Here is a 26,311-nt window from a genome sequence, read left to right on the forward strand (position 1 = left end):
GCGCCCGGGGGCGCGGTGCTCGCGCCCGGTGCGCCGAACCTGTGTCTGCGCCATCATGGTGGTGTCGTCAGTCCGGCCGATCGAACCGGCGGCGGTCGGTCATCGTGGTCAGCGCGACCGGCCCGGTCCAACCACAGGGTGAGTCGCACATTCCGGTCACGATCGCGGTGGTCGATCCGTCGCTGTAATAGACGGTGTGCGTGCTGGCCCGCGCCGGATAGCCGCACGACGGGCACTTCCCGAAGTAATCGAGCACCTCGCGAATCCCGGACGCCGACACCGGTTTCGGCGTCCATGGCGGTGCTTCCGCGCGTTCGACTGAACTGTCTCGCATCGTCGGTTCGCTCCATCGTCGCGATGACGGTGGGTCCGTCATCGCGGCAATTCGAGACAAGAGCCTTTCAGTAGTGCTGGGCTCCGGGCGTGCACGGGCTCGCCGAACCCGTCAATGTCGCCACATCGCAGACTCCGCCGGTCAGGATCTGAAACGGAGTGACGCCGAGCAGGACGATCAACCCGATGATGTCGCCTTGCCCGGCCAGCACTGCCGCCGAGTTGGCCGCTGCCGAACCCGAGTCGGCTGCCGATGAGCCTGTTTCGGCTACCGCGGTGCCCGCCGCGGCTCCGACGAGACCGGCTACCGCGACCGACGCCGCGGCGATACGAAGAGTGTTGTGCATTGTGTGCTCCTTGCTGGGGAGTGGGAACTCCCTGGAAGTGGGTCGGTGCAGAATTACGGCGACAGATCAGCGCGGCGGCTTGCTCATATCGCGGTTCATCGTCGGGAGTTCGATGCTGATCGGCATGCGGAGTTCGGACAGATAGATCAGGGCGGCCTTGCGCAAGAACTCGTCGAGGAGCCAGTAGGGATCCTCGAGCGGCGGGACCACGCTGAGCGCGCCCTCGCGCACGGCGATGAATGGACCCCATGCAACCTGGAGCAGGGGATCCCAGACCGGTTCCCGCGGAATCGAGAGCCCGTCGGCGGTCTTGTCGCCGAGCAGGAAACGAGTGAACGCGCCGAGCACCGGCTTGCTCAGAATCGACAGATCGATGTTGGCGCCCAGGCTGAGGAGCCGATCGGCCAGCTTGGCGCCCTCCGGCGTCGGCGCGATGATGGGGTCGAGGATTTGTGCCGCTTGGGCATTGGCGTCGGGCCATGACTTGGGGATGTATTCGTCGCGTACGCCCAGCAGGTGCCCGGCGACCTGCCAGGAGTGCAGGAACGCGTCCGATTCGTGTGCCGGGATCGGCACTTTCCAGGAATTGAGGTGCTTCATCACGGTTGTCGGCAGGCTGTGCCAGGTGACCATGATGTCGTTCTGGCTGATCGGTTTGTCCTCTTCCGCGGAGTGCACCCAGTGCGGGGACTGCGGCAACAGGTGACGCACCGCCGCGTGCACCAGTCGGGTTTTGACGCAGGTGACGATCATTTCCCCGTCGGGGGCATAGGCATTCGCGCTACCGATGTCATAGCCGAGTTTCGCGGTTTTGGTGATGCGGTCTTTGAGATCGTGGCCGCCCTTGGAGTAATAGACCGCGCGCGCCTCTTTCGGGATGACGGTGCTCATCATGCCGCTGGCAAACCCGTAGAGGACACCGAGATACAGTCCGCGCTTCTTGTTGAACGCGATCGCGGTATCCAACTTGCCGGTGTCGGTCCACTGCGGCAGTCGGCGGGCGTACTCCATGAAGTCGCGTAACTCCGAGGGCAAGCCGGCAGGCAGCGCCTGACCGTTCTTGGTCCAGGTCCGCAACAGTTCGTTGATCTTGGGGACTTCGCCCCGGTCGACGAGTCCGGCGACGAGTTCGTCGGCTTCGGGATCCCAGACCGTCAACGGGTCGACGCCGGAACCGGATCCGGCCACCGATCCTTCCGGCGACCACGTCCACGGATCTGCCCGTGCGATCGCACCCAATCCGATGGTGCCGACAACGCCGAGCATTCCGCCGGCCTTCAGCGCATTGCGCCTATTGAGTCTATCCATGACATTACTCCTCATTGAGCACGTTCAGACTCCCAGGCCGCAGCGCGAGTACTCGATCCTCTTCACTGAATCAGCCTAGAATAGTGAGTAACTTAACAGGCGGTAGGCGCTGTGTCCACGTTATGCGGATTGACGCCGGATGGCGGTTCGGTCGCGGAGAGGGGGAGGTGGGGTTGAACCCTCAATAGAAGGCTGTGACCTGCACACTTTTTCATTCGGTAGGGCGTGTGCGCAGTTCGAGTGTGGTCACCGACTGATGGACTCAGAGTTGCGGGATGGTGAGTAACTTAGCTGGACAGCGCACTCGGGATCGAGATCGTCGGCTCCGGTTGTTGGGCTCCCGCTTCAGTTGCTCGCTGGCTGATGTAGAAGCGGTCAGCACTGTATAGGGGCGTGTACGTGCGGATGGTCGAGTCCTGAGTTGCTTCCCTGTACGGCCGATCTGTCGGAGAACGTCGATTGATCGCGTGAGCTGGCGGCGGAAATTATTGAGAATTATCAGTAACATAATGGCAAAGATCCGCTGCTTCGTCGCGCATCCCGGATCTTGAGCCTGTCCACCGCCTGTGCGAGAATCATGGCTAACTTATTGGACCTGTTGCCGACCGGTGGCGACAGCGCGTGAGGAGTCAAAGATGTCCGCTCTCGTCGTCGACGTACTTCGACCACCGTCTGGCTGGAGAACTCGCGGTGGGGGACCGTCACCGGTGGGCTGCGCTGCCCTGCTCGCCGATGTGTTCGGCGAGCCGGCCGATCCTTGCCGCTCGATGATCGTGGCGTCGGCTGACGCGGGATCGGCGCAGCGATGACCTATCGGCGTTGTGCCCTGATCACCGGCGGTTCGCGAGGAATCGGCGCGGAGGTCGCGCGGCGTCTGGCCGAACTCGGCTACGACCTCACGCTCGCTGCCCGCGATGGAGCGGTCCTGGACAGCACTGCTGAAGAGCTGCGCACCGACCACGGTGTCGACGTAGTGACGGTGATCGCGAACATGAACGATCCCGAACAGTTGCTGCGCCTGGCCGACACGCACGCCGACCGGTTCGGTCGCCTGGACGTCTTGGTGCACTGCGCCGGCACCGGTACCGCCGGTCCGGTAGCGACGATGAGCGCCGCCGGCTACCACCGCATGTTCGACATCAACGTTCGCGGCCCCCTGACCCTTGTCCAGCATTGCCTGCCATTGCTGCGCGAGACGGCGAAGGTCAACCCTGGCGCAGGTGCGAAAATCGTTGCGCTGGCCTCGATCACCGGTGTCGCGGGGGAGCCGGGCTTGGCCGCCTATGGGGCGTCGAAAGCCGCTCTGGTGTCGCTCTGCGAAACCATTTCGCTGGAGGAATCCGCGAACGGTGTCAGTGCGACAGCTATCTCACCTGGCTATGTCGATACCGATATGACCGCGTGGAAACGCGACGAACTCGACCGCGCGGCGATGCTGACGACCGGGGACATCGCTGAACTGGTGCTGGCCATCACTCGTCTGTCCGCCAACGCCGTGGTTCCCAATATCGTTGTCTCCCGGTCGGGGAGCCAGCTGTGGCGAGCATGATCTACCGCGCATCGCCTGCTGAGCCGGTGGGAACGAGTACGGCTCGATGACCGCGATACGCGGCGAAGTGAGGAATGCGCACATCCTCACCCGCGCGGACCGCGGCGCGACCCGTGCCCGTCGCCGAGAGGTCGTCATCCGCGCCGCGCGTGACGTCTTCGTCGATCGTGGTTTCCACGGCGCCAGCATGGAAGAGATCAGCGTCAGGGCCCAGGTGAGCAAACCGGTGCTCTACAACCACTTCACGGGCAAGGTTGACCTGTATTCCACTGTGCTGCAACGCTATCTGGACCACATGGTCGGTGGGCTGCGTGATGCGCTCCGGACGACCGCCGGGTACGAGAACAAGGTGCGGCGCACGGTCTCGGCCTATTTCGACTTCGTCGACGAGGACGACGGTGCGGGATACACGCTCGTCTTCGACACTCCGGTTCCGAGTGAGCCGAGCGTCGAGGGTCGGGTACGGATGGCGATGGCCGAATGTGCGGCACTGGTCGGTGTCGAACTCGACGCGGTGGGGATGGATCCCTACCGCGCCCGGGCCTGCGCATTCGGTCTTGTCGGCGCCAGCCACCTGGCGGCCCGCTACTGGTTCGACGCCGGTCGCCCGATTCCTAAGATCGACGCGGTCGACACCACCGTTGCGCTGTTCTGGACAGGACTGTCCGGAACAGGGTAGTGCGAATACCGGTGGGGTCGACGAAGTCGCCGCGGCGATACGGGAAGCGTCCGAGGACCTGGCCCCGATGCACCGTGTGTGTCTGCTCAGATCAGATTCTTGCCCTGAGATCTACGCTCACGCATGTCGTCCAGGTAGCGCTCGAAGGGCTGAGCTCGCCAAGTGTCCGGCAGCACCTCGAGCAGTCGGCCGAGCGTCCGCATCACGATTTCGAACACTCGTTGCTTGCGCGGGCTCCATGGCAGGCCCAACTCGTCGCGGAACTGCTGTGGCAGAAACCCGGTGGTGAAGAAGCGATTCGCCCGACCGAACGCGACGCGCACGCTTCGACGCCATGCCGCCAGCTCGACAACGTAGTTGAGCAAGTAGGTGCGGACTTCGTCGTCGAAGGACAGATCGCCGAGCATCGAGTCCCAGTACCGATCGAAGGCCGCGCGGTCGGCCGGCCACAGTTCGGCCGGCATCTGCAAGGTTGTTCCGAATCTGGCGGCATCGCGATACATCTCGTCGGCATCCTGCTCGTTCATCCCGCCGAAGAGCAGGTTCACCGTATCCAGGACTCCTCGGTACAGGCAGGCGGCTACCCACAGTTGCAGTTGAGGGTCGAAGGCGTTGTACCGAACAGGGCTGTGTGGTCCCGAGCGCACCTGCCGGTGCGCGGAGCCCACCGCGGCACGGTATGCCGCCTGATCTTCGTCGGTGCCGATCATCGCCACCGCGAGGTAGGTGAGCGTGGTACGACCGCGCTTGGCCGGTCGTGTCGCGTAACTGCCTGATTCGACAACACTTTCCACCACGCCGCGTCCCACCGGGGGCAGGCTCAGCTGCATGATCACGTTCGCCGGGCCGCCCAGCAGCGCGCCGGCGCCGTTGAGGTAGCGGTGTCTGCGCGCGATGTCGCCCGAGACATCCTGCGGCCGACCAGCTTTTGCTGAACGGGTCATGGCCGGCCTCCGAATCGAAAGGATGAGAGATTCATGCGCTCATGTTCTCACCGAGCCCGGGGCCTCCACAATGCTTTTCGGCGATTAAGTTACTAATGATTCCGGCGAGGTCTACGATCGCCATCGGCTGTCGGTGCGCAGATTCCGATCGCTGGTCCCCCAGTACCCGAACACTTCGGAGGTGTCCATGTCGGTGATCCCGAGCATGTCAGCGGCCCTGGTCGCAACGATGGCTGACGGCTTGGCTGCCGTCGGAGTGCTGCGCAGAAGCGGCGCGATCGAACTTCAGCACCCGCTGGAGCTGCTGCGTACCGCCAGGGATGCGACAGTGCTAGGTCCGGTCGTCACCGCGTTCGCGCACGCGGCTCGCCGCAACGGCGCCGCGACGGCCATCGTCGACGAGCTGGGGCCGCTGACGTTCGCGGAGCTCGATCGCAGGTCGAATGCGGTGGCCAACGGCCTTGCCGCGCGGGGGATCGCGAGTGGCACTGTGCTGGCCGCGCTGTGCCGGGATCATCGGGGGATGGTCTTGTCGCTGCTCGCCGCGGGCAAGCTGGGCGCGCGCATCGTGTTGCTCAATACGGGAATGGCGGGCCCGCAGTTGGTGTCGGTGACCGAACGCGAAAACGTGGGTGCGATCCTGCTCGACGCCGAGTTCCTTCACCGCTTCGAGGATCTTCCGAATAAGTTACCGACTATTCTGACCTTGGATGACGGTTGGGTGGACCACGGGCAGCCCACGCTGGACGATGTCCGAGCGGGCCAGCACACCCGACCGCCGGTGAGTCCCAAGCAGCCCGGCGGGATCGTGGTGCTGACCAGCGGCACGACCGGAACACCGAAAGGTGCGCCGCGAGGCAAGGTGTCGCCCTTGCAATCGGCGCAGTTCCTCGACCGGATCCCCTTGCCGACGGCGAGTACGACCGTGCTCGCGGCGCCGGCGTTCCACGGCACCGGTCTCTCGCAGCTGATTCTCGGTTGGGCGCTGGGAAGCGCGATCGTCTTGCAGCAGCGCAGATTCGACCCGCGACGCACGCTGGCCGATATCGAACACCATCGGGCGGGAACGTTGGTGCTGGTACCAACGATGTTGCAGCGCATCGTCGATCTGGGCGAGTCCGTGCTGGCCGAATACGACACCTCCTCGCTGAAGGTGATCTTCGCGGCCGGATCCGCCATCTCGCCCGACCTGAGCAGGCGCACGGCGCTGGCGTTCGGTGAGGTGCTCTACAACCTGTATGCCTCGACGGAGGTCGCGGTGGCAGCCGTCGCCACACCCAGCGATATGCGGGAAGCGCCCGGCACCGTGGGCCGTCCACCTGTGGGCTGCCGGGTCGCGATCTACGATGACGACCGCCGCCGGATCACCGAACCGGGCGTGGTCGGCACCATATTCGTCGCCAGCGCACTGAGTTTCGGCGGCTATACCGACGGCACAGGCAAGGAGATCGTCGACGGAATGCAGTCCAGTGGCGATGTCGGTCATTTCGATGCGGCGGGAAGACTGTTCATCGATGGTCGAGACGACGACATGATCGTCTCCGGCGGGGAGAACGTCTTTCCGCTCGAGGTCGAAAACCTGCTCGTAGAACGACCCGACATTCTCGAGGCTGCGGTCGTGGGGGTGGACGATCGCGACTTCGGAAAACGTCTGCGCGCGTTCGTCGTGCCCGCGCCGGGTGCGTCGTGCGACGCGCAACAGGTGAAGGATTACGTCAAAGCGAACCTCGCGCGACACAAAGTCCCTCGGGATGTGGTGTTCGTAGACGAGCTGCCACGCAATGCCACCGGCAAACTGCTTCGCCGTAAGCTCGAGAGCGCCGATCCACAATGAGATCCGGGTCGCGGCTTCTTCCGTGCGTCCGGTCTGGTCACGGCGGGGTGGGTGACTCCCGAGACGTGGCGATGTCACCCGCCAACGGTGCGACCGCGCCGATCACGTGGTCCGTGAGATCGCGATCGAGCCCGGCTGCGCTGAGCGCATCGGTGAGATGGCCTGCGACCAGGTTGAAATGGTCCACGGTGATGCCGCGGCCACGATGCACGGCTCGCATGGGAACGCCGACGTAGGGCACCGGTCCGCCGAGTAGTGCGGCGAAGAATTCGACCTGCCGGCCCTTCGTTCGAGTGAGGTTGGTGCCGGCGAAGAACGGCGACAACCGCTCATCGGCGAGGATGCGTCGGTAGAGATCGTCGACGACCGTCTCCAAGGCGCCGCGACCGCCGATCCGCTCGTAGAGCGGCACGTTGTTGTGCGATGCATCGGGATCGTTGTCCGGCGCAGGGGTGCTGCGTCGATCCGGTTCGTCCATGGTGGGAGTCCTCGTTTCGCGAACATCACCGATGGGGTGGCCGGTGACAGTGCCTGAGGTGTTCATCGTGCATGAATGGACAGTAACTTAGCTCTTCGGGGGTGGCCTGTCTCGGATTTGGCGCAGTCCGTTCGTGAAGTCCCGAGCGGCGGTTTGTCCGGCAGCGTCCGGTCTACATGCAGTTCAGATAACCGAGTTGGTGCCGCTACCAGCACGTCGTCGCTCGGGCTGATGCGGTCGAGGCGCCGTCACTCGACGAATTCGGCCCTGGATTGAGCTGGAATAGGCATTAACATAACCTTGTGTTGGCGTCTTCGGCGTGGGAGACTACTTGCCAGCCATCGCTGCCGTGAGGCGACGTTGAACGCAGTGAGGAAGTCAAAGATGACTACCGACTATTCACCCAGAATCGATTCCGCGCGGCCCCGTGCGGCCACGGCCGAGTCCTCCATCAGAGTGCGGGCGCTCGCCGACGAGTTGGTCTCCCGAATGCTGGAGAGCATGGCTGCGCGCCTCGGCGGCGTCGACGGCGGTGCCCTGGCCGCCATTGATGTGCTACCGGGGACTGCCCTGGCAACACTGCCGGCCCGTAGACGCGGCGATACCGTTCGACACCGCACCGCCGGGCCGCCGCGAGCGCGTACCGAGGTGCCCGGCGAAGTGATCGATCAGGCGATCGGTCAGGGTTTCACCACGAGTTTGGAGCTGATCGCCTCGAGTGTGGTCGGCACCGACGAGCAGAAGCTCTCGGTCGTGCGCCAACTGGCGACCGAAATGCTGGACAGCGTGACGGCCGCGATATCACTCGCGTACACCGACCAGCTCGAGGTCGAGGTCGTCGAGGATCAACGGGCCAGGAACTCCTTGGCGGTTGCGTTGCTCGCCGGGCAGGATACGTCGACGGTGACGCGGTGCAGTGGTTTCGAGGTCGCCGAGAGCTATTCCGTGCTGGCGGTGCATTTTCCGTCCGGTAGCGACGACAGGCCCGACACATTCGTTACACAGATGGATGTCCGGCGAATGATTCGAAATATCCGGGCGGCCCTTGATCGTCATGGGTCGGTGCGCGCGCTGTCGCGGCTCGATGTGCGCGGTGGCATCATTCTTGTTCCGTCAGCAGAGGTCAGGGACCTCGACACGCTGTTGACCGTGCTCTCCGCGGCGGCCGGCGTCGATATGACCGCAACCTGCGCGGAGGCATCGCCGGCGAAAATTCCGGAAACCGTTGATCAGCTGTGCGAACTCCTGGATCTCGCACAAAGAATGCAGCGCCCGCCCGGTCTGTTCCGTTTCGCTGATCTGGCAGTCGAATTCCAGCTCACCAGACCGTCTGCTGTACGACGGCATCTCGATGCGATACTGAACCCGCTCGACGACCATCCGATTCTGATGGAAACCTTGTGCACGCACCTCGACAACAATCTGAATCGTCGCCGAACCTCGCGACAGCTCAGTGTTCATATGAACACCATCGATTACCGGCTGAAAAGTATCCGCAAACTGACGGGCTTCGATCCTTCGTCGGCCGATGGGCTCTGGTATCTGCAGTCGGCGCTGGTCGTGCGTAAAGCGAACTATCAGGACAAATAGAGCCGGCCGCAGTGCCATCCGTGGGGCGGATATTTCGGAGGGTCGTGGTACTCGGGCACGGGTCGCCACGCGGCGGTGCCATGTGCGCGGAGTTGATCAGCCGCCTGCGCACTCGATACGTGCAGGCGTTGCCGGCCCCGGCATCGCCGATCATGGTCGCCGGCGGGAATGCTGCCAGGGGATGTATCGACGCGGCGGCCGTGGCGTGCCGGCTGATAGATCGCGGAACAATGGCCGAGCGTGTACGTGGCTTCGCCGGGTGTGGACAACACTTTCGGGACCACGCCATCGTCGGCGCGGCGCCTGCGAGCGATCGGGGTAGTCGGCGTTGTCGCATCGGTTCCGAGTCCACCATGTCGATACAGGAGGTAAAGATGGGTCAGTTCAGCGTCTGGCATTGGTTGATAGTCGCGGCTGTGTTCGTGCTGTTCTTCGGTGCGAAGCGTATGCCGGATGCCGCCCGCGGGCTGGGGCGGTCGCTACGGATCTTCAAGAGCGAGGTGAGTCGAATGCAGTCCGAGGACGTGGATTCGGCGAACGAGCGGTCGGCCCGAGCGAACGTAGGGCTGCCGGCACCGGAGCAGGCGTCGGCGACGCCTTCCGCCGAACCGGTGGCTCAGCCGACGAAAACGCTCTGAGCATTGTGTCGCAACCGAAGTGGGCGACTGTTTACTTCGGTACGCCGATGATGACGAGGGCCGCGATGACCAGAATGATCGTCTCGCTCCACCCGATGTTGCTGAACATCTACGGAGGCTCCGTCACTCTCTCGGGTTGTCGTCGCGGCAGTCCTGGGCGACCATCGCCGACCGCAACTGCCACAGATCCGATGCCCGCGCCGGGTTGAGTCCGGTGAGCCGGGCGATTCGGCGAAGTCGATAGTCAACGGTATTGGTGTGGATGTCCATGATCCGCGCGGTCTGCGCGCGATTCAAGTTGTTGGCGATGTGTACCCGCAGTGTCTTCCGCAATTCGGGATATGCCTCCAACGGCGCCAATAATTCACCGAGCAGGGAAAGACCGAGTCCTTGCCGCGAAAGCTGGTACTCCAGTGCGAGTTGGCCGAATCGATAGAGGCCGGGTGCGCATTCGAGTCGCTCGACGACATCGAGCATCTCGTGTGCCGTTTTCGCCGCAGACGCGACGTCGGCGGCGGGCGCGGCGACCACAGCTGCGACGAGTTCGACCTGCGCCGCCCCCGCGAGCGCCTCGACCAGTGAATCGAGTTCGTCCTCGGCCACCGCCTCGGTCGGGATGAGAACGGTCCCACCGTCGATCGACAGCCGGGCCAAACCCTGCCCGTCGCTGTGCTGGGCCAGGGCTTTCCGCACTCTGTGCAGGTAGTGCAAGGCAATTCCCGTGTCCGGGTTCGCGCGCATCGCGATGGCGAGCACCGAGTACGTGTCAGCGATAGGGATGCCGCATCTGCGGGCGGTGGCGGGTGTCCACTGTCCGGCCAGCAGGGCGGACGTGAGAGTCCGCTCGGCGTCCTGGCCGAACGTCGCTGCGCCGTGCTCGCCGAGGTACGCGTGGGTGACTGTCAGGCAGAGTTGATCGCTGATCGTCATGGCGATCTGGAATCCATCGATCACAGTCTCGCGAGTGCAATCCTGATATTGGGCGAACAACTGGCCGGCAACTATCCGTATGCCTTCATGGAAACCGCGCAGCACAAGGTCGATGGGTACGCTGTCGCACGCCAATCCGGCGGCGATTGTCGCGAGTTCTCCGAGTTCGTGCGTGATGTCGCATCCCTCCAGCATTCCTCGCGCGATCTCGAGGGCTATCCGGGTGATTGCTCCGATTGTCGATGCCATCGGCGTGCCGGGCGAAATATCGCACTGCGCCACATTGTCGATGAAATGGGAGACGAGTTGATCGGTCAGCGATGCCACATCGTGCAGCGATGGCCGCCGTTCGGCACTGTCGGATGGGATTGTCATCGTTGGTATCCCTTTCCACGCCGACCAGGCGCCGGGATGGGAACCGCTCTGCTCGTCGCATCGCCGTTCGGCTCAGTTGTAAGTAGTGCTGCAGCACGATACTGATGCCGGGCACGAAGTCGGCTGGATAGAGCGGGGCAATAGATGTAGCGGTGAGCAAATAGTCGGGCCGTATCAGGCAGGCGGGTCCGCACGAGCGAACCGGCTACGTCGGCGGTCGCTCGTGCGGGTGCATCATGTTCCGAACAAGCGATGCGGAATGAACAGTAACATCATTCAACGCGATGGCTCTATTGTGTGAATACACAGTGGAAATCCGACACTAATTCACGCAAATAATTGGAAATTCATTGTGGTCGAGTCGGCGACTGTCCGGGGGCTCATCGAGATCGGCGGTGGTCTCCTCGGAGGAGACCACCGCCGCAACCCGCAACGGAGTCGTAGCTACCTCAGCTGGTGACCACGGGTGTCAAGCCTGTCGAACCGTGCAGTTTGCGCAGCTCGTGCTTGACGACCTTGCCGCCCGCGTTGCGCGGCAGGGCGTCGACCACCACGAGGTCCTTCGGGTGCTTGTAGCGGGCGAGATGGGTGTTGAGATGCGGTTCCAGGTCGGCGAGACTGATGCCGCCGTCGTCCTCCACCGCCACGATCGCGACCGGGACCTCGCCCCATTTGTCGTCGACGCGGCCGATCACCGCCGCCTCTCTGATCCGTGGGTGCGCGAACAGCACGTTCTCCACCTCGGCGCAGTAGATGTTCTCGCCGCCGGAGATGATCATGTCCTTCTTGCGGTCGACGACGTAGACGAAGCCTTCCTCGTCGAGGCGCACGAGATCACCGGAGTGGAACCAGCCGCCCGCGAACGCGTCGGCGGTCGCGCGCGGGTTGTTCCAGTACTCGCGCATCAAAGTCGGTCCGCGATAGACGATTTCGCCGATCTCACCCTGGGCGACATCGTTCATCTCGTCGTCGACGACTCGGGTGGCGATGGTGGGAATCGGCTTGCCGACAGAGCCGAGCTTGCGGATCGCGTCCTCGCCGTCGAGGACGCAGGTGATCGGCGACATCTCGGTCTGCCCGAAGACCGCCACATTGAGCGCGTTCGGGAAGGTCTGCGCCATGGCCTGCAGCACGGTGTCGGAGGCCGGAGCTGCGCCCCAGCTGATCACTCGCAGCCGCAGATCACGCTGTGCGACAGTCGGATCGGCGCACACCACCTGCCACTGGGCGGGTACCAGGAACACGGAGGTCGCGCGCTCGCTCTCCCAGGCATCGAGCACCTCGGCCGCATCGAACGCCTTGAGCGGATGGATCACCGTCAACGCACCGAGTACGAAACACGATGCGATGCTGCCCAAGCCGGCGATGTGGAACAGCGGCGACGCGCAGAAGGCGATGTCGTCGGAGCTGTAGCGCATGGCGCGGATACAGGTGAGCGCCTGCGAGCTCATGTTCAGGTGGGTCAGGACCGCGCCCTTGGGGTTTCCGGTGGTGCCGGAGGTGTACATGATGAGAGCTGCGGTGTCCTCGGCGATGTCGCGCGGCTCGTGCGGTTCGCCGGTCTCGGCGATGAGGTCCTCGTAGCCGAGGACACCGTCGCCGGTCGGTGCGCCGACCACGATGTGAGTACGCAGATCGGGGGACTGGGCGCTCACCGCCGTGGCCAGCGGGGCGAGCACCGCGTCGGTGATGATCACCGCGGCGCCGCTGTCGGCGACCAGGAAGGCGATCTCGGGCGGAGTGAGCCGGAAATTCACCGGCACCGCGATAGCGCCCAGAGTGTTGATCGCGAATACCGATTCGAGGTACTCGATGTTGTTGAGCATCAAGATCATCACGCGGTCGCCGGCCTTGACGCCACGGCGATCGAGCGCGTCGGACAACCGTTCCACCCGCCAGTGCAGTTCACCCCAGCTGGTGGTCTTGCCGAGGTAGCGCAAGGCGGGAGCGTCCGGGATGGTAGTGGCATGGATCGCTATCTGGTTCATCCAGTGATTGCGGCGCGAGCGCAGGGGTTCTGTGGACATCGTCGTCTCCTCGAAGGCGCGGGAAGGGTTAGGCCGGTTCGGCGATCGGATGCACGGCGCCGGTGAAGTTCGGCGCGCGACGGGTCAGCATCGCGGTCATTCCTTCGAGGAAGTCCGCGGAGGTCAGCAGCTCGATCTGTCCGTCCTTCTCCCGCGTGAGCGCGGCGTCGAGTTCGGTCAGCGTCGCTGCGTTGATGGCAGCTTTCGTCAGTTGCAGCGCGCGGCGAGGACCCGCCACGAGTTGGGCGGCGACGGCGTCGATCTGAGCGTCGAGTTCGGCGGCGGGTACACACCGGGTGATCAAGCCCGCCGCAGCGGCGTCGGCGGCGGGCAATCGGGCGCCGAGCAGCGCCATTTCCGCGGCCCTGGCACGACCCATGGCCGCGGCGACGACCGCGGTTGCTCCGCCGTCGGGCATCAGTCCGATCGAGGTGAACGGCAGCAGCAGGTAGGCGCTGTCGGCCGCGTACACGAGATCGGCGGCCAGTGCGATCGACGCGCCGACGCCGGCGGCCGGCCCGTTGACCCGCGCGATGACGGGAAGCGGCGAGGCGATGATCGCGCGGATCAGCGCGTTGGCGGTGTCCATCACGACCTGCGGTGAGGCCTCGTTGCCGCCCGCGGCCGCGGCTGCGGCCAGGTCGGCGCCGGTGCAGAACGCCTTGCCCGCGCCGGTCAGCACGATCACTCGAACCGAAGGCCGAGCCGGGGCAGCGCTGACGAGATCGCCCAGTTCGGTCATCGCCTCGAGATCGATCGCGTTCAGCCGTGCTTGGCGGTCGATCGTCAGGCGCAGAACGCCGCCTTCTTCCTCGACCAGAATGCTCTCGCTCATCGGGCCACCGTTTCGACGATCGACTGTGCCAGACGTCCCGCGATGAGGGTCTCGGCCTCGCGCACGATCCGCGCCACCAGATCCGCGCAGGTGGGGATGTCGTGGATCAAGCCCTGGCACTGGCCGACGCTCCAGATGCCCGCGTCGAGGTCACCGTCCTCGTAGACCTTGCGGCCGCGCGCGCCCGCGACGAGTTCGCGGACATCGTCGAACGTGCCACCGCCGCGCTCGATCTCGACGACCTGGCGGCTGACGGCGTTGTCGGCGACCCGGGCGGTGTTGTTCAAGGTCCGGAAGATCAGCTTGGTGTCGAGTTCGGTGTTGGCGACGATCTGTTCCTTGACCACGTGCGCGATGGGCGATTCGACCGTGCACAGGAACCTGGTACCCATATTGACGCCGTCCGCGCCGAGCGCCATCGCGGCGACCAACCCGCGAGCATCGGCGATGCCGCCGGAGGCGATCATCGGGATCTCGATCTCGCGCGCGGCGGCGGGAATCAGGACCAAGCCCGGTGTGTCGTTCTCGCCGGGATGACCGGCGCATTCGAAGCCGTCGATACTCACCGCGTCGACGCCGACCTGCTGGGCCTTGAGCGCGTGCTTGACACTGGTGCACTTGTGCAGCACCTTGATGCCCGCGTCTTTGAGGTAGGGCAGGTGGGTCGCCGGGTTGCCGCCGGCGATCTCGACGATCGGGACGCCCCCATCGATGATCGCCTGGCGGTACTCCGCGTAGGGCGGCGGCGTGATCGAAGGCAGGATCGTCAGATTCACACCGAACGGTTTGTCGGTGAGATCCCTGGTCCGAGCGATTTCCTCGCGCAGTGCCTGCGGGGTCGGCTGGGTCAGGCCGGTGATGATGCCGAGTCCACCGGCCTCTGAGACCGCGGCCGCGAGTTCGGCACGGCCGACCCACATCATCCCGCCCTGCACGATGGGGTGCTCGACACCGAATGCCTCGGTGAATCGGGTGCGCAGCATTGAGCCTCTCTCCGCTCGGGAGTTCTGCGCCGGTTGCGGGGAACCCATGGCCTCTTTGCATCCGGCGAGAATCATGATTAACTTATTGAGAATGGGTGTTAACTTATCCGAGCTGGAGTGTTCCTGTCAACGAACTCGGCCCAAGCGCGAGAATCGCTGGGCCCACCCTGGCCGATCCGGTGGTCGGGGGTGTGTTGACGGGGCGATCCGATTCCTTCGAAAGAAGTCGCCGATGGCTGAATCCCTTGTCACAGAGGCTGTTGACAAGCAGTTTCTCGAGAGCCACCGTCCCGTTGCCAGTGCGGTTCGCGGCCGTCGGCCGGTCGGCGATGCCGCTGTGGCCGCCGTGGCCGCACCGGGCTGGGTGGGAATCGGCGCCGAGGGCGGAAAGGCCGCTGTGCGGCGATGGGCGAAACATCTGATCGTCAACATCGACGAATCCCGCGCAACGCGGGCGAGGCACCCCAGCGCGTGTTCTGCGGCCTGATGATGGCCGACCACGTGGCGTCAACGCGCCGGTAACTGATCCTCAATCCAACGAAACAAGGGAGAACAATCACTATGGGCGTCGAATTCAGCCCGGAACAGCAGGATTTCGCGGCAGCGGTCGCCGCGTTCGCCAAGCGTGAGGCGGGCACCCGGGAAAAGCGTGACGCGCTCACCGACCATGATGCCGAGCAGCACAACGCGGATGTCTACGGCAAGATGGCCGAACTGGGCTGGCTCGGCCTGACGGTGCCCGAGGAGTACGGCGGCTCCGACGCCACGATGGTCGACATGTGCATCCTGCTCGAGGAGAGCCTGCGCGGCATGCTGCCGATCGGTGCGATCGGGCCGACCCTCATCACCGGTGGTGCCTACGCGAAGTTCGGCACCGAGGCACAGAAGGACGTGGTCCTGCGCGGCATCGTTCGTGGTGCGTCGCAGTCGATTTCGATGTCGGAACCGGAGGCGGGCTCCGACGTCGGCAACATCACCGCCAAAGCGGAGAAGACCAACGACGGCTGGCTGATCAACGGTCAGAAGACCTGGTGCTCCAACGCGCACATCTCGGAGAACATCCTGCTGGTCGTGCGCACCGATCGCAGTGGCGGCAAGCACGAGGGACTCACCATGTTCCATGTGCCCGCCAACACGCCGGGGCTCAAGATCAGCCCGATCGAGCTGATGGGCAACCAGAAGGAGACCAACGACCTGTACTTCACCGATTGCCTGCTCCCCGAGGACGCGGTGGTCGGCGAGGTGGGCAACGGCTGGCGTCAGCTGATGACCGGGCTGAACTTCGAACGGCTCATTCTGGCCGCGATGAGCCTCGGTGCTGCCGAGCGTGCCTTCGAGGACACGCTGCAGTTCATCAGTGAGCGCAAGCAGTTCGGCAGGCCGATCGGTTCCTTCCAGGCGCTGCGGCACCGCGTGGCCGACCTCGCGACCGAGATCGAATGCACCAAACTGCTGGTCTACAGCGTGGCTGCCGCGGTCGACGCCAACCCGACCAAGACCTTCGCGCGCGAAGCATCGATGGCCAAGCTCAAGGCCACCGAGACGTCCAAGCAGGTCGCGCTGGCCGGGATGCAGATGATGGGTGGCTACGGCTACGCCCGGGAGTTCGACATGGAAAAGCATGTCCGTGGCGCCCTGGTCTCCACGATCTTCGGCGGTACGAGCGAGATCCAGCGCGACATCATCGGTAAGACGTTCGGTCTCTGACACGGAGGGGAAAGGGGCGTCCGACCGGTCACGGTCGGACGCCCCTGTCGATTGCGGCGCGAGTCGCTCGCTGCCTACCGTGGCAGGGGCTGACCGAGCAGAATGGTCTCCAGCAAACGGATCACCGTCTCCTGCGGACTGATTCCATGGTCACCGAAGGTGCGCCCGAGGTCGACCACGAGGCTGAAGGCCGCGTGCACGAGGATCCGGGCCTCGCCGATGGACAGGTCCGGCCTCGCTTCCACCACCAACTTCGCCCATTCGGTGATGATCAGCTGCTGGAGATGGCGCAGGGTCACCTGATCGGGTTGGTCTACATGGCTGAACTCGGCGTAGTAGACGAAGGTCAGCGCGCGCTCGGCGAACGAGCCGGAGACATAGAGCTCGATCAGTGTGCCGAGTGCTTCGGCCGGAGTGTCCGCGGCGGCTGTCGCTGGCGCGATCGCTCCCGATACCCGGTCGGCGGCACGCCGGAACGCGGCTACCAACAGGTCGCTCTTGCTGCGGTAGTAGCGGTACACCGCCGATGCGGCCGACAGATCCGCGGCGGCGGCGATATCTTCCATGCTGACATTCGGATAGCCGCGCTCGTGGAACAGCTCGACAGCCTTGCCCAGCAGCAGATCATGTTTGAACGGCTGCGGTTGCTCGCCCCTCGAACCGGCAGTCTTCGTGCTGTCGTGTCCGCTGAGATCAGCGTCGATCAACGTCCAGCTGGTCGCATGGAGCAGCCGGGCGAGGGCCTTCACCGGAATGGTGGCGTGGTGGTCGCCGATGCTGCTCGCCACGGCAAAGATCGAGACTGCGCGAACCGCCCGGTCTCGACCGTCCAACTCGGGTCGTACCTCGCCGATCAGCTTGCGCAGCGTGGCGATCGCCGCGGCGAATTGATCGGTGAACTCCTGAAGATCGGCCGGCTCGAGATAGCGGCGCTCCCAGCGAGCCAGCGCCACGGTCGGCCGATTGGCGATGGTCAAGCCGATGATGGCGTCGAGCACATGATCGACGCGTCGGCGCGGCTCCCAGTCGGCGGCCTCGGCGGGCAACTCGACCGCGCCGACAGCGATCCCGGACAATCGCAGAAGTTCCTCCCGGAACAGTGCGTATTTGCTCGGAAAGTGCCGATACAGCGCGGTGGAACTGATGTCGAGGCGTCGTGCGATGTCGTCCATGCTGACACCGTGGTATCCGTGCGCGCCGAAGGCGGCGGCCGATTCTGCCGCGATCTGGGCACGACGATTCTTCGGCCTGCGCCTGACTTGGCGAGTCGGCGCATCCGCGGGGGATTCGTCTGCCTGGCTGCTCGTCGTCTTACCCTTTGTTCCGCGCGGGGACAGTGAGTTCCCGATGATCTTGCCTGTCATGCTATCGCCTGGCGGCGTGAGGTCGATCCGCTGGACCGCGTCATGGGGCGGGAGGCGAGGTCAACGGGGAGTTCACCTTCTCGACGAGCCAGCGGCCGTCGTCATTGTGCAGGTTGAACACCATCGACAGCTGACTCGGCTTGGGCTTGTGCTCGGTACCCAGGCTCGAGATGGTCGTTCCGATCACCACGATCGCCTCAGCGGAGTTCTCGTCGCCGGAGCGCAGCGCGCACTGGGTATCGGTCACCTTCGAGATGACCTCACCCTGGGTGAGGGCGTCGCGCAGCTCGGTGCTGGTGGATTCGAACTGTTTCTTCCAGTCACCCGTCGCGCCCGCGAGGACAGCCTTGAAGTAGGTGTCGAGGCTCTTGCTGTCATAGTCGGCCAAGGCCGGCGCGTAGTGGCACGCGGCCTCGCGGGCCTGCTGTTGGGCCGCGAGGAGATCGGTGCTGTTCTTGTTCTCCACGAACAGGAACACCGAGGTCGCCACCGAGGCGCCGAGGACGATCGCGGTGGCACCGCGCAGGCCGAGAGTTCTGCGGTCCATCGCCCACCACTTGGCCTCGGCCGTCTTCGCATCGACTGTGTCCGCGAGCCCTTCCGATGGTGCTGTGCTGGTAGATGTTTCGTCGCTGGTCATTGCTTTTCGTGCTCCTTATCTTGGTGCGGGCACCGAGGGCTGGGACAGTTCGTCACCGGTCACACCGGGCGGCGGTCCCGCACCGTTGTCGGGGCCGGCGGGTCGTGGTGCGTTCGCCGACCCACGGACCTGCAGCGCGGGGTTGTCGGTGACGCAGTAGTTGTAGAGGCGCACCCTGGTATCGGCGGTGGCCTGTGTCGGCAGGATCGGAACAGTGTCGTAGTCGCAGGTCGGTCGCGGCCACGGATCGACGAGGGTGAAGAAGGCGTTGTCGTGGGCGGGGATCCCGACCGCCTCGGAGAAGCGGCTCAGGGTGGGAAACAGCAGCTCGATCGCGGGTTGGCGCAATTTGGCCGCCCGGGTGATCGCCACGAAGTTCGTCACCAGGTCCGTGATCGGGTCGTGGGTGCGGGAGATGAAGCCCCCGAGCGTCGCCAGCTGACCCGGCCCCTCTTGGAGCAGATGCCGCAATTCGGCGTCGGCGGCGGAGAACTGCTGGAACAGGGCGCTACCCGCGTTGGTGAGGGTGCCGAGGTCGGGTTGCGCGTGCGCGGTCGTCGCGGCGATGACTTCCAGATTGCGCAGCAGCTGCTCGGTCTGCGGAAGCAGATCGGTGAGCCCCGCCATCGCACGACTGATCCCGGAGATCATGTTGCGCAAGCCGTCCGGTCCGCCCGCGAGCGCTTTGTCGAGTTCGTTGACGATGACATTGAGGCGGTCGGGGTTCAATCCGCCGACCAGGCCCGTCATGTTCGCCAGAACCGACTGCACCTGCACGGGCACGGCGGTGTCCGCCCGGGCGATGACGGAACCGTCGCGCAGAAAGGGTCCGGTGTCGGTATCGGGGCGAAAATCCAGGTACTGCTCGCCCGCGGCCGACAATCGGGCGACGGCGACTGTGCCGCCGACCGGAATCCGGGTGCCCTCCTCGATCTCGGCTACCGCCGCGACGCCGTCGCCGGCGACCCGCACGTCATCGACCCGGCCGACCCGAACGCCACGGAATGTCACGTCGCTGCCCGCGGTGAGCCCACCCGAGATGGCCAGTTCGACGGTGACAACGTAGCGCGAACTCGTCGGGTCGATCCGCAGCACGGCGCCGCCCAGGTAGAGACTGCCCAGCACCAGGACGACGACCAGACCGGCATTGGCGACCGCGATGCGACGGCGAACCAGCCACTCCCACAACGGTGAATTCATCGGGGCCCCTCGTGGGTCGGCTGCTGCGGTGTGCTGGTGAGGCGGCCGGTCACCTTGGCGATCACGTCGGTGATGCTGCCGAGGAACGCCGGCACATCGGTGCCGTCGGGCCAGCGGCTGCCGGCCGGATCGGTGATCGCACCGATATCGAGGTAGGACAGGATCGCTCCGACGGCCAGGGTCGGCCCCTGCATGCTGTCCATCACCGAGGGGTAGACGCTGTGGAAGCCCTCGAGCGTGCCGGTGAGGTCATCGCCCATCTGCGCGAACCCGGACATCAGATTCTGGATGCTCTGGAACAGGCTGACGAACTGCGGCCCGTTCGTGGCGCTGAAGTCGCCGAGGGCGTCCATCGTCACGGCCACCTTGTTGATTAGCTCGACGATGGCCTGGTTGTTCTCGGCGAACAGTCCGATCAATTGCGGGAAGCTGTCGGCCGCGGCGCCGAGTTCGGCTTTGCGCCGCGCCAATTCGCCGGTCAGTACCGACAACCCGGCGAGTGTCGCGTCGAGGTCGCCGGTGCGTGCGTTGAGCGCGCTGATGACCGAGGTCATCTCCCCGATCAGGTGCTGCAATTGGGGCGCCTTGCCCGCGAAGATGGAATTGAGCTCGGAGGTGACCTTGGCCGCCTGATTGAGTCCGCCGCCGTTGATCAGCATCGACACCGACATCATCAACTGCTCGACCGAGGCGGCCGATGCGGTGTGCTCGGCGCCGATGGTCGCGCCCGCACGCAGCGGTGGCCCGGCGGCCTCGGCACTGGGCAGGGTCATGGCGACGAAGATGTCACCGAGGGGTGTCGCCTGGCGCAGCTCCACGGTGGTGCCCTGCGGCAGCTGGATGTCGGTGCGGATCAGCATCTCGACATCGGCGAGGAACGCGGTCGTCGAAATTCCGGTGACGACACCGATATCGGTGCCGCCGATCTTGACGTGGGCGCGATCGGGCAGATTGAGCGCGTCGCGGAATGTGGCGTGCAGGGTATAGCCGGGCCCGCCGATGCCCGGTTCGGGCATCGGCAGTTCGGCCACGGTCATCGAGCAGCCGCTGCTCGATGCGGCCACGGCGGCGGCGCAGAAGGCCGCGGCCAACGTGGTGCGCAGAGTCATTTCGTCAGTCCCAACAGCGCGGCGGTCAGCCCGAAGTCCGGGCCCATATCGGAAATCTTGCCGGTGCGGCAACCGTCCAGCCGCATCTGCACGCGCTCGCAGAACAGCGAGACCACCTCGCTGTCGAGCACGATCTTGTCGAGCAGACCGTGCAGGCGCAGCGCCTGGTGTTCCCGGCTGATCGCATTGTCGAAGTTCTGGAACATCAGCGGACCGACGTCGATGATCTCGGTCAGATTGCGGGCATTAGCCCGCATCTGGGCGGCGATCGCGACGAACTTGGTGAGCGCGCCCGCGAGCTGATCCTGATTCTGGCCGACCACCGAGGAGGTATTGGTGATGAAGTCGTCGAGCTGGGTCAGCACCGCCTGCAGACCGGGGGACTGCTGCCCGAACAACGCGACCAATTCGGTGATGCGACCGCTGAAATCGCGGACGGTCTGATCGTTGTCGGCGACGATCTGGGTGATCTCACCGAGTTCGATGATGGTGTTGGCGATCTGATCCTTGTTGGCGAAAGTCAGCTCGAAGGCCGCCGACAGTTGGTCGAGCGTTTCGCGCAGCCGGTCGCCGTTGCCGTCGAGCAGTGGGAAGAGCACCCGGCTCGCCATGGGCCCGCTCTGGCTGTCGCCCTTGAGCGCCTCGCCCAGCTGATCGAAGTTGGCCAGGATCCGGTCCAGCTCGACCGGTGTCCTGGTGCGCTCCAGCGGAAGATGCGCGCCGTCGGCCAGCTCGGGTCCTGCGCCGGTATAGGCCGGAGCGAGCTCGACATGGCGGTTGGTGATCAGCTGCGGCGACACCAGCGCCGCCATCGCTTCGGCGGGAATGCGCACGTCGCGGTCGACCGACATCACCACCTCGACGTAGCTGCCGCGCGGTGTCACCGAATCGACGACTCCGACCGGCACCCCGAGTACCGAGACCTCGTTGCCCGCATACAGTCCGGCCACGTTCTCGAAGTCGGCGCTGATGCGTTTCTGCTCGCCGAGCACCTGGTTACCCAGTCCGGTCAGGCTGTCGGGCAGCAGGGCGCAGCCCGAGGCGAGGGTCGCGGCCAAGCAGAGCGCCGCCAGCTTGCTCGTGCGTTCGGTCCTCATCAGTTGCACCCCTGTACGGCCTGTGCGAAGCACAGCCAGTTGTCCGGAAGGATCCACGGTGCCCAGATCTCGCCGTAGGGACCGTTGCCGAGCAGATTGTTGAACTGGCGCAACGTGACCGGGGCGTACTCGTAGATCCGGTCCAGGTTCTCCTTGTTCTTGGTCAGGCCGTCGGCCATCGTGTTGAGGTTGGCGATCAGCGGTCCGAGTTCACCGTTGTTCTCGATGCCCATGTCCTGCAGCAGCCTCGACATGTCGGCGACGTTGTCGAGCAGCTGGGTGAGCAGGGTCTGGCGCTTCTGCACCGCCGCCCCGATCGCTTCGCCCCTGGTGAGCAGCACCAACACACTGTTGCGGTTGTCCGAGACCAGCTGGGAGACCTGGTCCATGCTCTTCAGCAGTGTGTCGACCTCGTCGCGCCTGCTGTTGATCACCTGGGCGAGTGAGCCGATGCTGTCGAGGGCCTGCACCGCCATGGCGGGTGAATCGCCCAGCTGGGCGCTGAACACATCGAGCGCGGTGCGCAGTTTGTTCGGGTCGATCCGTTCGATCCGCTCGAACGAGGAGGTGTACTTCGGGTCCTGGATAACCTTGCTCAGGTTGTACGGCACCTCGGTGCTGTCGAGCCGGATCCGGTTGTCGGGGAGCTCTTTTCCGTCACCGGGCCGCAGCACGATGTGCAGCCTGCCGAGGATGGTCGACATCTTGATCGCCGCGTGGGCGTTGGCGCCGAGGCGGATGTCCTTGCGGATCCGCAGTGCCACCTCCACCCGATCGTTGACCAGTTTCACCGCCTGGACCTCACCGACCTCGATGCCGGAGACATCGACCGTCGCGCCGGGCCGAAGGCCCGCGGCCTGGGCGAACTCGGCGTGCACGGTCTTGTCGCCGAGCTGGACCTGGTTGAGCAGATTCGAACCGCCGAGCAACACCAGCACCGCGAGGGCCGCGATCAGGCCGAGCCGCAGGTGCCGGTTGTGCCGCAGAAATGCTGGAACGCGTGGTTTGATCATCGGCACACTTCCGATTGTGAGGTGCCGCCGACCTGGGAGAACAAGCCCTCGGGCAGGAGAACGCCCCACAGGGAGACGTCGAGGCGGCAGATGTAGGCATTGCCGTAGGTCCCGTATTGGGTGAACCTGGCGACGCCGTTGAGGAAGTCCGGGAATTCGACCGCAGCGCGATCGAGCGCGGCGCCGTTGTAGAGCAGCATCATCACGCCTGTGGTCGCGTTGCGTTGGGCGTCGGCCAAGCCGGGCTTGACCTGTTCGATGAGCGAGACCAACCCGTTCGTCGCTCCCGCCACCCGTTCGACCGAACTCTTCAACGATTCGCCCTCGGTGTAGAGCCCTTCCATCAAACTGCGAGTCTGGGTGATCAGGGTCTCCAGCTCATCGCTGCGGTTGGCCAGACCGGCCATCACCGAGCTGAGATTGCTCAGCACGTCGCCGATGATCTGATCGCGTTCACCGAACGTGCTGGCCAACTGGGCGGCCTGGGTGATCAGCGCGGCCAGCGACACCTCGTTGCCTTGCAGTGCCTGGATGAGGGTGTCCGACAGCGAATTGATCTGGTCGGGTTGCAGCACACTGAACAGCGGCTCGAATCCGGACAGCAGCGCCGAGACATCGAACGACGGCTCGGTCCGCTCGAGCGGGATCTGTGAACCGGCGGGGACAACGGTGCCCTCGCCGGTGCCCGGCGCCAGCGCCAGGTAGCGCTGACCGATCAGATTCTGGTATCGCACCAGGGCTTTGGTGGTGTCGGTCAGGTGCTGGCGCGACTCGATCTGGAAGTCGACCTTGGCGATGTAGTTATCGGTGAAGTCGATCTTGTCGATCCGGCCGACCCGTACACCCGCCATCCGGACGTCGTCGCCGATGCGCAATCCGAGGACATCGGTGAAGACCGCCGAGTAGCTCGTCGTATTGCCGGGGACACTGCGTTGCAGGGTCGACCAGATCGTGTAGGTGAGCAACGTCGCCAGTACGGCGAAGAAGCTGAACCCGAGGAGCGCTTTGGTGGATTTCACTGTTGGACACCACCTTCGGTGTCGGGGACGATGGGAATGTTGCCCAGGATCGACCCGAGCAGCAGCAGCTGGCTGAACGTCGGTGTACCGCCGACCAGCGCCGACACCGCGGCGATGCCGCTCAGCCGAGGCTGCGCCGCCGGGGTGGCGGCGGGCGCGGGATCGTGGGATGCGGCGGGCGCGGTGATCCCCGGGATGGCGGGCAGTCCCGGAATGGCGGGCAGACCCGGAATCGTCGGCAGGCCGGGCACCGTCGGCACGGTGATGCTCGGTAGCGCGGGCAGACCGGGAATCGGCAGTACCGGTGCCGGTCCGGCGGACTCGAGCCGCTTCGGCAGCATCTGTGCCGGATACTCCTGCGGCGGTGCGACTTCGGGCACAGACGGTCCGCCGCATCGGGGCCCGGCCATCGCACCGTAGTGCGGGCAGTCCTTCGCGGTGTATTGCTGGAAGGGTGTGAACGTCACGTCCATGCGCCAGGTCATCTGTTTGCGCGGGCCGAAGTTGAACACCTGCTGCAACCTGCGGAACGACGTGTTGAGGTTGGCCGCCGTCGACTGGAGCGCGCCGGGATCCTTGGCGATGCCACCGAGCAGCTGGTCCAGGCCGGAGACCAATTCCTTGCCCGAATCGGGATTCGCGGCGAACAGGGCGTTGACCGATTCGATGGTGGAATTGCCCTGGGTGAGCAGCTCCACCAACTGGGTGCGGTGCTCGTTGAGCGTGCGCGCAGAGGTCACCGAATCGGCCAGCACGCCGACCAGCTCCGGTGCCGACTGGCTCAGTGCCGTTGCCGCCTGACCGAAATTGCCGAGCAGGTGGCCGATTTCGGGGATCTGGTGGACTGTGGTGAGCCAGGTATCCAGGCGCTCCACCGTGGAACCCGGCACGCGGCTGCTCGGGTCGAGCGCGGCGGACAGGGTGGCCAGCACCCGGCCGAGCTTCTCGGGCTGGATGGTGGCGAGCACATCGCGCAGTGTGTTGAGTGTGGACTGCAGCGCAATCGTGGCGGCGCTGGTGTCCTCGCGGATGGTCGCGCCCTCGCGCAGCCCCTCGGCGGTCCCCCCGTTGTCCACGAGCTGGAGCGAGGAGACGCCGAAGATGTTGTCGGGTACGACGCGCACGGTGACCGTGTTCGGAATCGTCTGCGCGAGGCGCGGTTTCAGCTCCAGCGTGGCGTGCTGGCGTTCGCCCTTGGCGACCATCTCCACCGAGCCGACCGCGCCGACCAGCATGCCGCGGTACTTCACGTCGGCACGCTGGGGTAGCCCGTCGCCGGTGCTGGTGAGGTCGGCGCCGACCACCACCGTGTCCTCGAACTCGCCGTTGTAGCGCAGTGCGAGCAGATACAGAGCGACCGCGAACGCGGTGATCACCGCCAGTCCCGCGAGCGTGAGCTGCAGGGGTTTGGGGCCGCGGCCGCTGAGATCGAGAATCATTCGATCGACCTATCCCGAGATCCGGAATCCGGGGTCGATGCCCCAGATCGCAAGGGTGAGAAACAGATTGGTGAAGACCATGACGACGATGACCATCTTGATGGCCCGGCCCGCCGCGACCCCGACGCCTTCGGGGCCCCCGGAGGCGACAAAGCCGTAGTAGCACTGGATGAACGCCGCGATGAGGACGAACACCACTACTTTGAAGATCGAATAGAACACGTCCCCGCCCAGCAGGAACTGGAAGAAGTAGTGGTCGTAGGTGCCCGCGGTGGTACCGCCCAGGAACAGCACCGACAGTTTGGTCGCGATGTAGGCGACTGCGAGGCCGAGTGTGTAGAGGGGAATGATGGTGATCGTCGCCGCGATCATCCGGGTGGTCACCAGATAGGGCAGTGGCCGGATCGCGATGGACTCCAGGGCGTCGATCTCCTCGGAGATCCGCATCGAGCCGAGCTGCGCGGTGAATCGGCAGCCGGACTGGATGGCGAAGGCCAGCGTGCCCAGGATCGGCGCGATCTCACGGGTGGTGGCGAAGCCGGAGATGGCCCCGGTCAGCGGTCCCATGGTGAGCAGGTTCAACGCGGTGTAGGACTCGACTCCGACGGTGATGCCGCCGAACGCGCACAGCACGATGACCACGCCGACGGTGCCACCGCCGACGATGAGCGAGCCGTTGCCCCAGCCGACGTCGGCGACCAAGCGGGCTACTTCCTTGCGGTAGTGACGCAGGGTGAACGGGATGGCGATCAGGGCCTGGAAGAACACGATGGCCTGGTGGCCGAGGCGCTGATTGGCTTGGACAGGGATCTTGGCTGTCGCGCTGATCGCGCGGACCGGCCGCAGTGCGGGCGGGACGTACTCGGCGGCCAT

Annotated in this window: 26 protein-coding genes; 8 read left to right on the plus strand and 18 right to left on the minus strand. The window is 65.0% G+C overall.

The window, feature by feature from the left end; translation table 11 throughout:
- Positions 1–67: 67 nt before the first annotated feature.
- The 3 genes from ACFVVI_RS26145 to ACFVVI_RS26155 all read right to left on the minus strand — a co-directional run bounded on the left by ACFVVI_RS26145 (position 68) and on the right by ACFVVI_RS26155 (position 1,988).
- Complete coding sequence (locus ACFVVI_RS26145) at positions 68–334, minus strand: hypothetical protein (protein WP_378989817.1); 267 nt, start codon at positions 332–334, stop codon at positions 68–70.
- 67 nt (positions 335–401) lie between these two features.
- The gene (locus ACFVVI_RS26150; RefSeq protein ID WP_387447287.1) at positions 402–680 is read right to left on the minus strand and encodes a hypothetical protein; all 279 of its coding nucleotides are present in this window, start codon (positions 678–680) and stop codon (positions 402–404) included.
- 66 nt (positions 681–746) lie between these two features.
- Positions 747–1,988 carry an oxygenase MpaB family protein gene (locus ACFVVI_RS26155; protein ID WP_378989820.1) on the minus strand — a complete coding sequence of 414 codons (1,242 nt, stop codon included), beginning with the start codon at positions 1,986–1,988 and terminating at the stop codon, positions 747–749.
- Positions 1,989–2,793: 805 nt separating this feature from the next.
- Between ACFVVI_RS26155 and ACFVVI_RS26160 the strand changes: the two genes are divergently transcribed.
- A complete protein-coding gene (locus tag ACFVVI_RS26160) occupies positions 2,794–3,537 on the plus strand; it encodes an SDR family NAD(P)-dependent oxidoreductase (protein ID WP_387447289.1) in 744 nt (247 codons plus the stop codon).
- Positions 3,538–3,583: 46 nt separating this feature from the next.
- On the plus strand, positions 3,584–4,216 hold the full coding sequence (locus ACFVVI_RS26165) for a TetR/AcrR family transcriptional regulator (RefSeq protein ID WP_387447291.1): 633 nt from the start codon (positions 3,584–3,586) through the stop codon (positions 4,214–4,216).
- Between the two features lie 86 nt (positions 4,217–4,302).
- On the opposite strand, the gene ACFVVI_RS26170 is transcribed toward ACFVVI_RS26165, so the two are convergent.
- Positions 4,303–5,160 carry an oxygenase MpaB family protein gene (locus ACFVVI_RS26170; protein ID WP_378989824.1) on the minus strand — a complete coding sequence of 286 codons (858 nt, stop codon included), beginning with the start codon at positions 5,158–5,160 and terminating at the stop codon, positions 4,303–4,305.
- Positions 5,161–5,347: 187 nt separating this feature from the next.
- Between ACFVVI_RS26170 and ACFVVI_RS26175 the strand changes: the two genes are divergently transcribed.
- Complete coding sequence (locus ACFVVI_RS26175; RefSeq protein WP_387447459.1) at positions 5,348–6,994, plus strand: acyl-CoA synthetase; 1,647 nt, start codon at positions 5,348–5,350, stop codon at positions 6,992–6,994.
- A 37-nt stretch (positions 6,995–7,031) separates the two neighbouring features.
- Here the strand turns inward: ACFVVI_RS26175 and ACFVVI_RS26180 are convergent, their stop codons facing one another.
- Complete coding sequence (locus tag ACFVVI_RS26180) at positions 7,032–7,472, minus strand: group 1 truncated hemoglobin (RefSeq protein WP_387447293.1); 441 nt, start codon at positions 7,470–7,472, stop codon at positions 7,032–7,034.
- A gap of 384 nt (positions 7,473–7,856) precedes the next feature.
- Between ACFVVI_RS26180 and ACFVVI_RS26185 the strand changes: the two genes are divergently transcribed.
- Positions 7,857–9,062, plus strand: a complete 1,206-nt coding sequence (locus ACFVVI_RS26185) for a PucR family transcriptional regulator (RefSeq protein WP_378989827.1) — start codon at positions 7,857–7,859, stop codon at positions 9,060–9,062.
- A gap of 374 nt (positions 9,063–9,436) precedes the next feature.
- Positions 9,437–9,700 (plus strand): Sec-independent protein translocase subunit TatA, encoded by a 264-nt coding sequence (gene tatA, locus ACFVVI_RS26190; RefSeq protein WP_387447460.1) that lies wholly within the window; start codon positions 9,437–9,439, stop codon positions 9,698–9,700.
- A 123-nt stretch (positions 9,701–9,823) separates the two neighbouring features.
- Here tatA and ACFVVI_RS26195 read toward each other — a convergent pair whose 3' ends face one another.
- Complete coding sequence (locus ACFVVI_RS26195; protein ID WP_387447295.1) at positions 9,824–10,630, minus strand: PucR family transcriptional regulator; 807 nt, start codon at positions 10,628–10,630, stop codon at positions 9,824–9,826.
- Between ACFVVI_RS26195 and ACFVVI_RS26200 the strand changes: the two genes are divergently transcribed.
- On the plus strand, positions 10,613–11,110 hold the full coding sequence (locus ACFVVI_RS26200) for a hypothetical protein (protein ID WP_387447296.1): 498 nt from the start codon (positions 10,613–10,615) through the stop codon (positions 11,108–11,110). The two genes, ACFVVI_RS26195 and ACFVVI_RS26200, sit on opposite strands and share 18 nt — an antisense overlap.
- A 344-nt stretch (positions 11,111–11,454) precedes the next feature.
- Here ACFVVI_RS26200 and fadD5 read toward each other — a convergent pair whose 3' ends face one another.
- The 3 genes from fadD5 to ACFVVI_RS26215 are packed head-to-tail and all read right to left on the minus strand — an operon-like array spanning position 11,455 to position 14,850.
- Positions 11,455–13,032, minus strand: coding sequence for a fatty-acid--CoA ligase FadD5 (gene fadD5, locus ACFVVI_RS26205; protein WP_378989829.1), 1,578 nt, complete (start codon positions 13,030–13,032; stop codon positions 11,455–11,457).
- A gap of 28 nt (positions 13,033–13,060) precedes the next feature.
- Positions 13,061–13,867 carry an enoyl-CoA hydratase-related protein gene (locus ACFVVI_RS26210; protein ID WP_378989830.1) on the minus strand — a complete coding sequence of 269 codons (807 nt, stop codon included), beginning with the start codon at positions 13,865–13,867 and terminating at the stop codon, positions 13,061–13,063.
- Positions 13,864–14,850 (minus strand): NAD(P)H-dependent flavin oxidoreductase, encoded by a 987-nt coding sequence (locus ACFVVI_RS26215; RefSeq protein WP_379316900.1) that lies wholly within the window; start codon positions 14,848–14,850, stop codon positions 13,864–13,866. Before ACFVVI_RS26215 ends, ACFVVI_RS26210 begins: the two co-directional genes overlap by 4 nt.
- Before the next feature lie 232 nt (positions 14,851–15,082).
- Between ACFVVI_RS26215 and ACFVVI_RS26220 the strand changes: the two genes are divergently transcribed.
- Positions 15,083–15,337, plus strand: coding sequence for a hypothetical protein (locus ACFVVI_RS26220; protein ID WP_387447297.1), 255 nt, complete (start codon positions 15,083–15,085; stop codon positions 15,335–15,337).
- Positions 15,338–15,411: 74 nt separating this feature from the next.
- A complete protein-coding gene (locus ACFVVI_RS26225; RefSeq protein ID WP_378989833.1) occupies positions 15,412–16,557 on the plus strand; it encodes an acyl-CoA dehydrogenase family protein in 1,146 nt (381 codons plus the stop codon).
- A gap of 74 nt (positions 16,558–16,631) precedes the next feature.
- On the opposite strand, the gene ACFVVI_RS26230 is transcribed toward ACFVVI_RS26225, so the two are convergent.
- From ACFVVI_RS26230 to ACFVVI_RS26270, 9 genes are read right to left on the minus strand one after another with little or no spacing between them, the layout of a single operon-like run.
- The gene (locus tag ACFVVI_RS26230) at positions 16,632–17,921 is read right to left on the minus strand and encodes a TetR/AcrR family transcriptional regulator (protein WP_378989834.1); all 1,290 of its coding nucleotides are present in this window, start codon (positions 17,919–17,921) and stop codon (positions 16,632–16,634) included.
- 40 nt (positions 17,922–17,961) lie between these two features.
- Complete coding sequence (locus ACFVVI_RS26235) at positions 17,962–18,561, minus strand: hypothetical protein (protein ID WP_387447298.1); 600 nt, start codon at positions 18,559–18,561, stop codon at positions 17,962–17,964.
- A 15-nt stretch (positions 18,562–18,576) separates the two neighbouring features.
- Positions 18,577–19,761 carry an MCE family protein gene (locus ACFVVI_RS26240; protein ID WP_387447299.1) on the minus strand — a complete coding sequence of 395 codons (1,185 nt, stop codon included), beginning with the start codon at positions 19,759–19,761 and terminating at the stop codon, positions 18,577–18,579.
- A complete protein-coding gene (locus ACFVVI_RS26245; protein ID WP_378989837.1) occupies positions 19,758–20,870 on the minus strand; it encodes an MCE family protein in 1,113 nt (370 codons plus the stop codon). The genes ACFVVI_RS26240 and ACFVVI_RS26245 overlap by 4 nt, the downstream gene beginning before the upstream one ends.
- On the minus strand, positions 20,867–21,967 hold the full coding sequence (locus tag ACFVVI_RS26250; RefSeq protein ID WP_387447300.1) for an MCE family protein: 1,101 nt from the start codon (positions 21,965–21,967) through the stop codon (positions 20,867–20,869). The genes ACFVVI_RS26245 and ACFVVI_RS26250 overlap by 4 nt, the downstream gene beginning before the upstream one ends.
- Positions 21,967–22,980: an MlaD family protein gene (locus ACFVVI_RS26255; protein ID WP_387447301.1), complete on the minus strand. Its 1,014-nt coding sequence runs from the start codon at positions 22,978–22,980 to the stop codon at positions 21,967–21,969. The genes ACFVVI_RS26250 and ACFVVI_RS26255 overlap by 1 nt, the downstream gene beginning before the upstream one ends.
- Positions 22,977–23,999, minus strand: coding sequence for an MCE family protein (locus ACFVVI_RS26260; RefSeq protein WP_387447302.1), 1,023 nt, complete (start codon positions 23,997–23,999; stop codon positions 22,977–22,979). Before ACFVVI_RS26260 ends, ACFVVI_RS26255 begins: the two co-directional genes overlap by 4 nt.
- Positions 23,996–25,438: an MCE family protein gene (locus ACFVVI_RS26265; RefSeq protein WP_387447303.1), complete on the minus strand. Its 1,443-nt coding sequence runs from the start codon at positions 25,436–25,438 to the stop codon at positions 23,996–23,998. Before ACFVVI_RS26265 ends, ACFVVI_RS26260 begins: the two co-directional genes overlap by 4 nt.
- A 9-nt stretch (positions 25,439–25,447) precedes the next feature.
- Positions 25,448–26,311, minus strand: a complete 864-nt coding sequence (locus ACFVVI_RS26270) for an ABC transporter permease (protein ID WP_378989842.1) — start codon at positions 26,309–26,311, stop codon at positions 25,448–25,450.

Source organism: Nocardia sp. NPDC058114, from assembly GCF_042884695.1.
In the GTDB taxonomy this organism is placed as follows: Bacteria; Actinomycetota; Actinomycetes; order Mycobacteriales; family Mycobacteriaceae; genus Nocardia.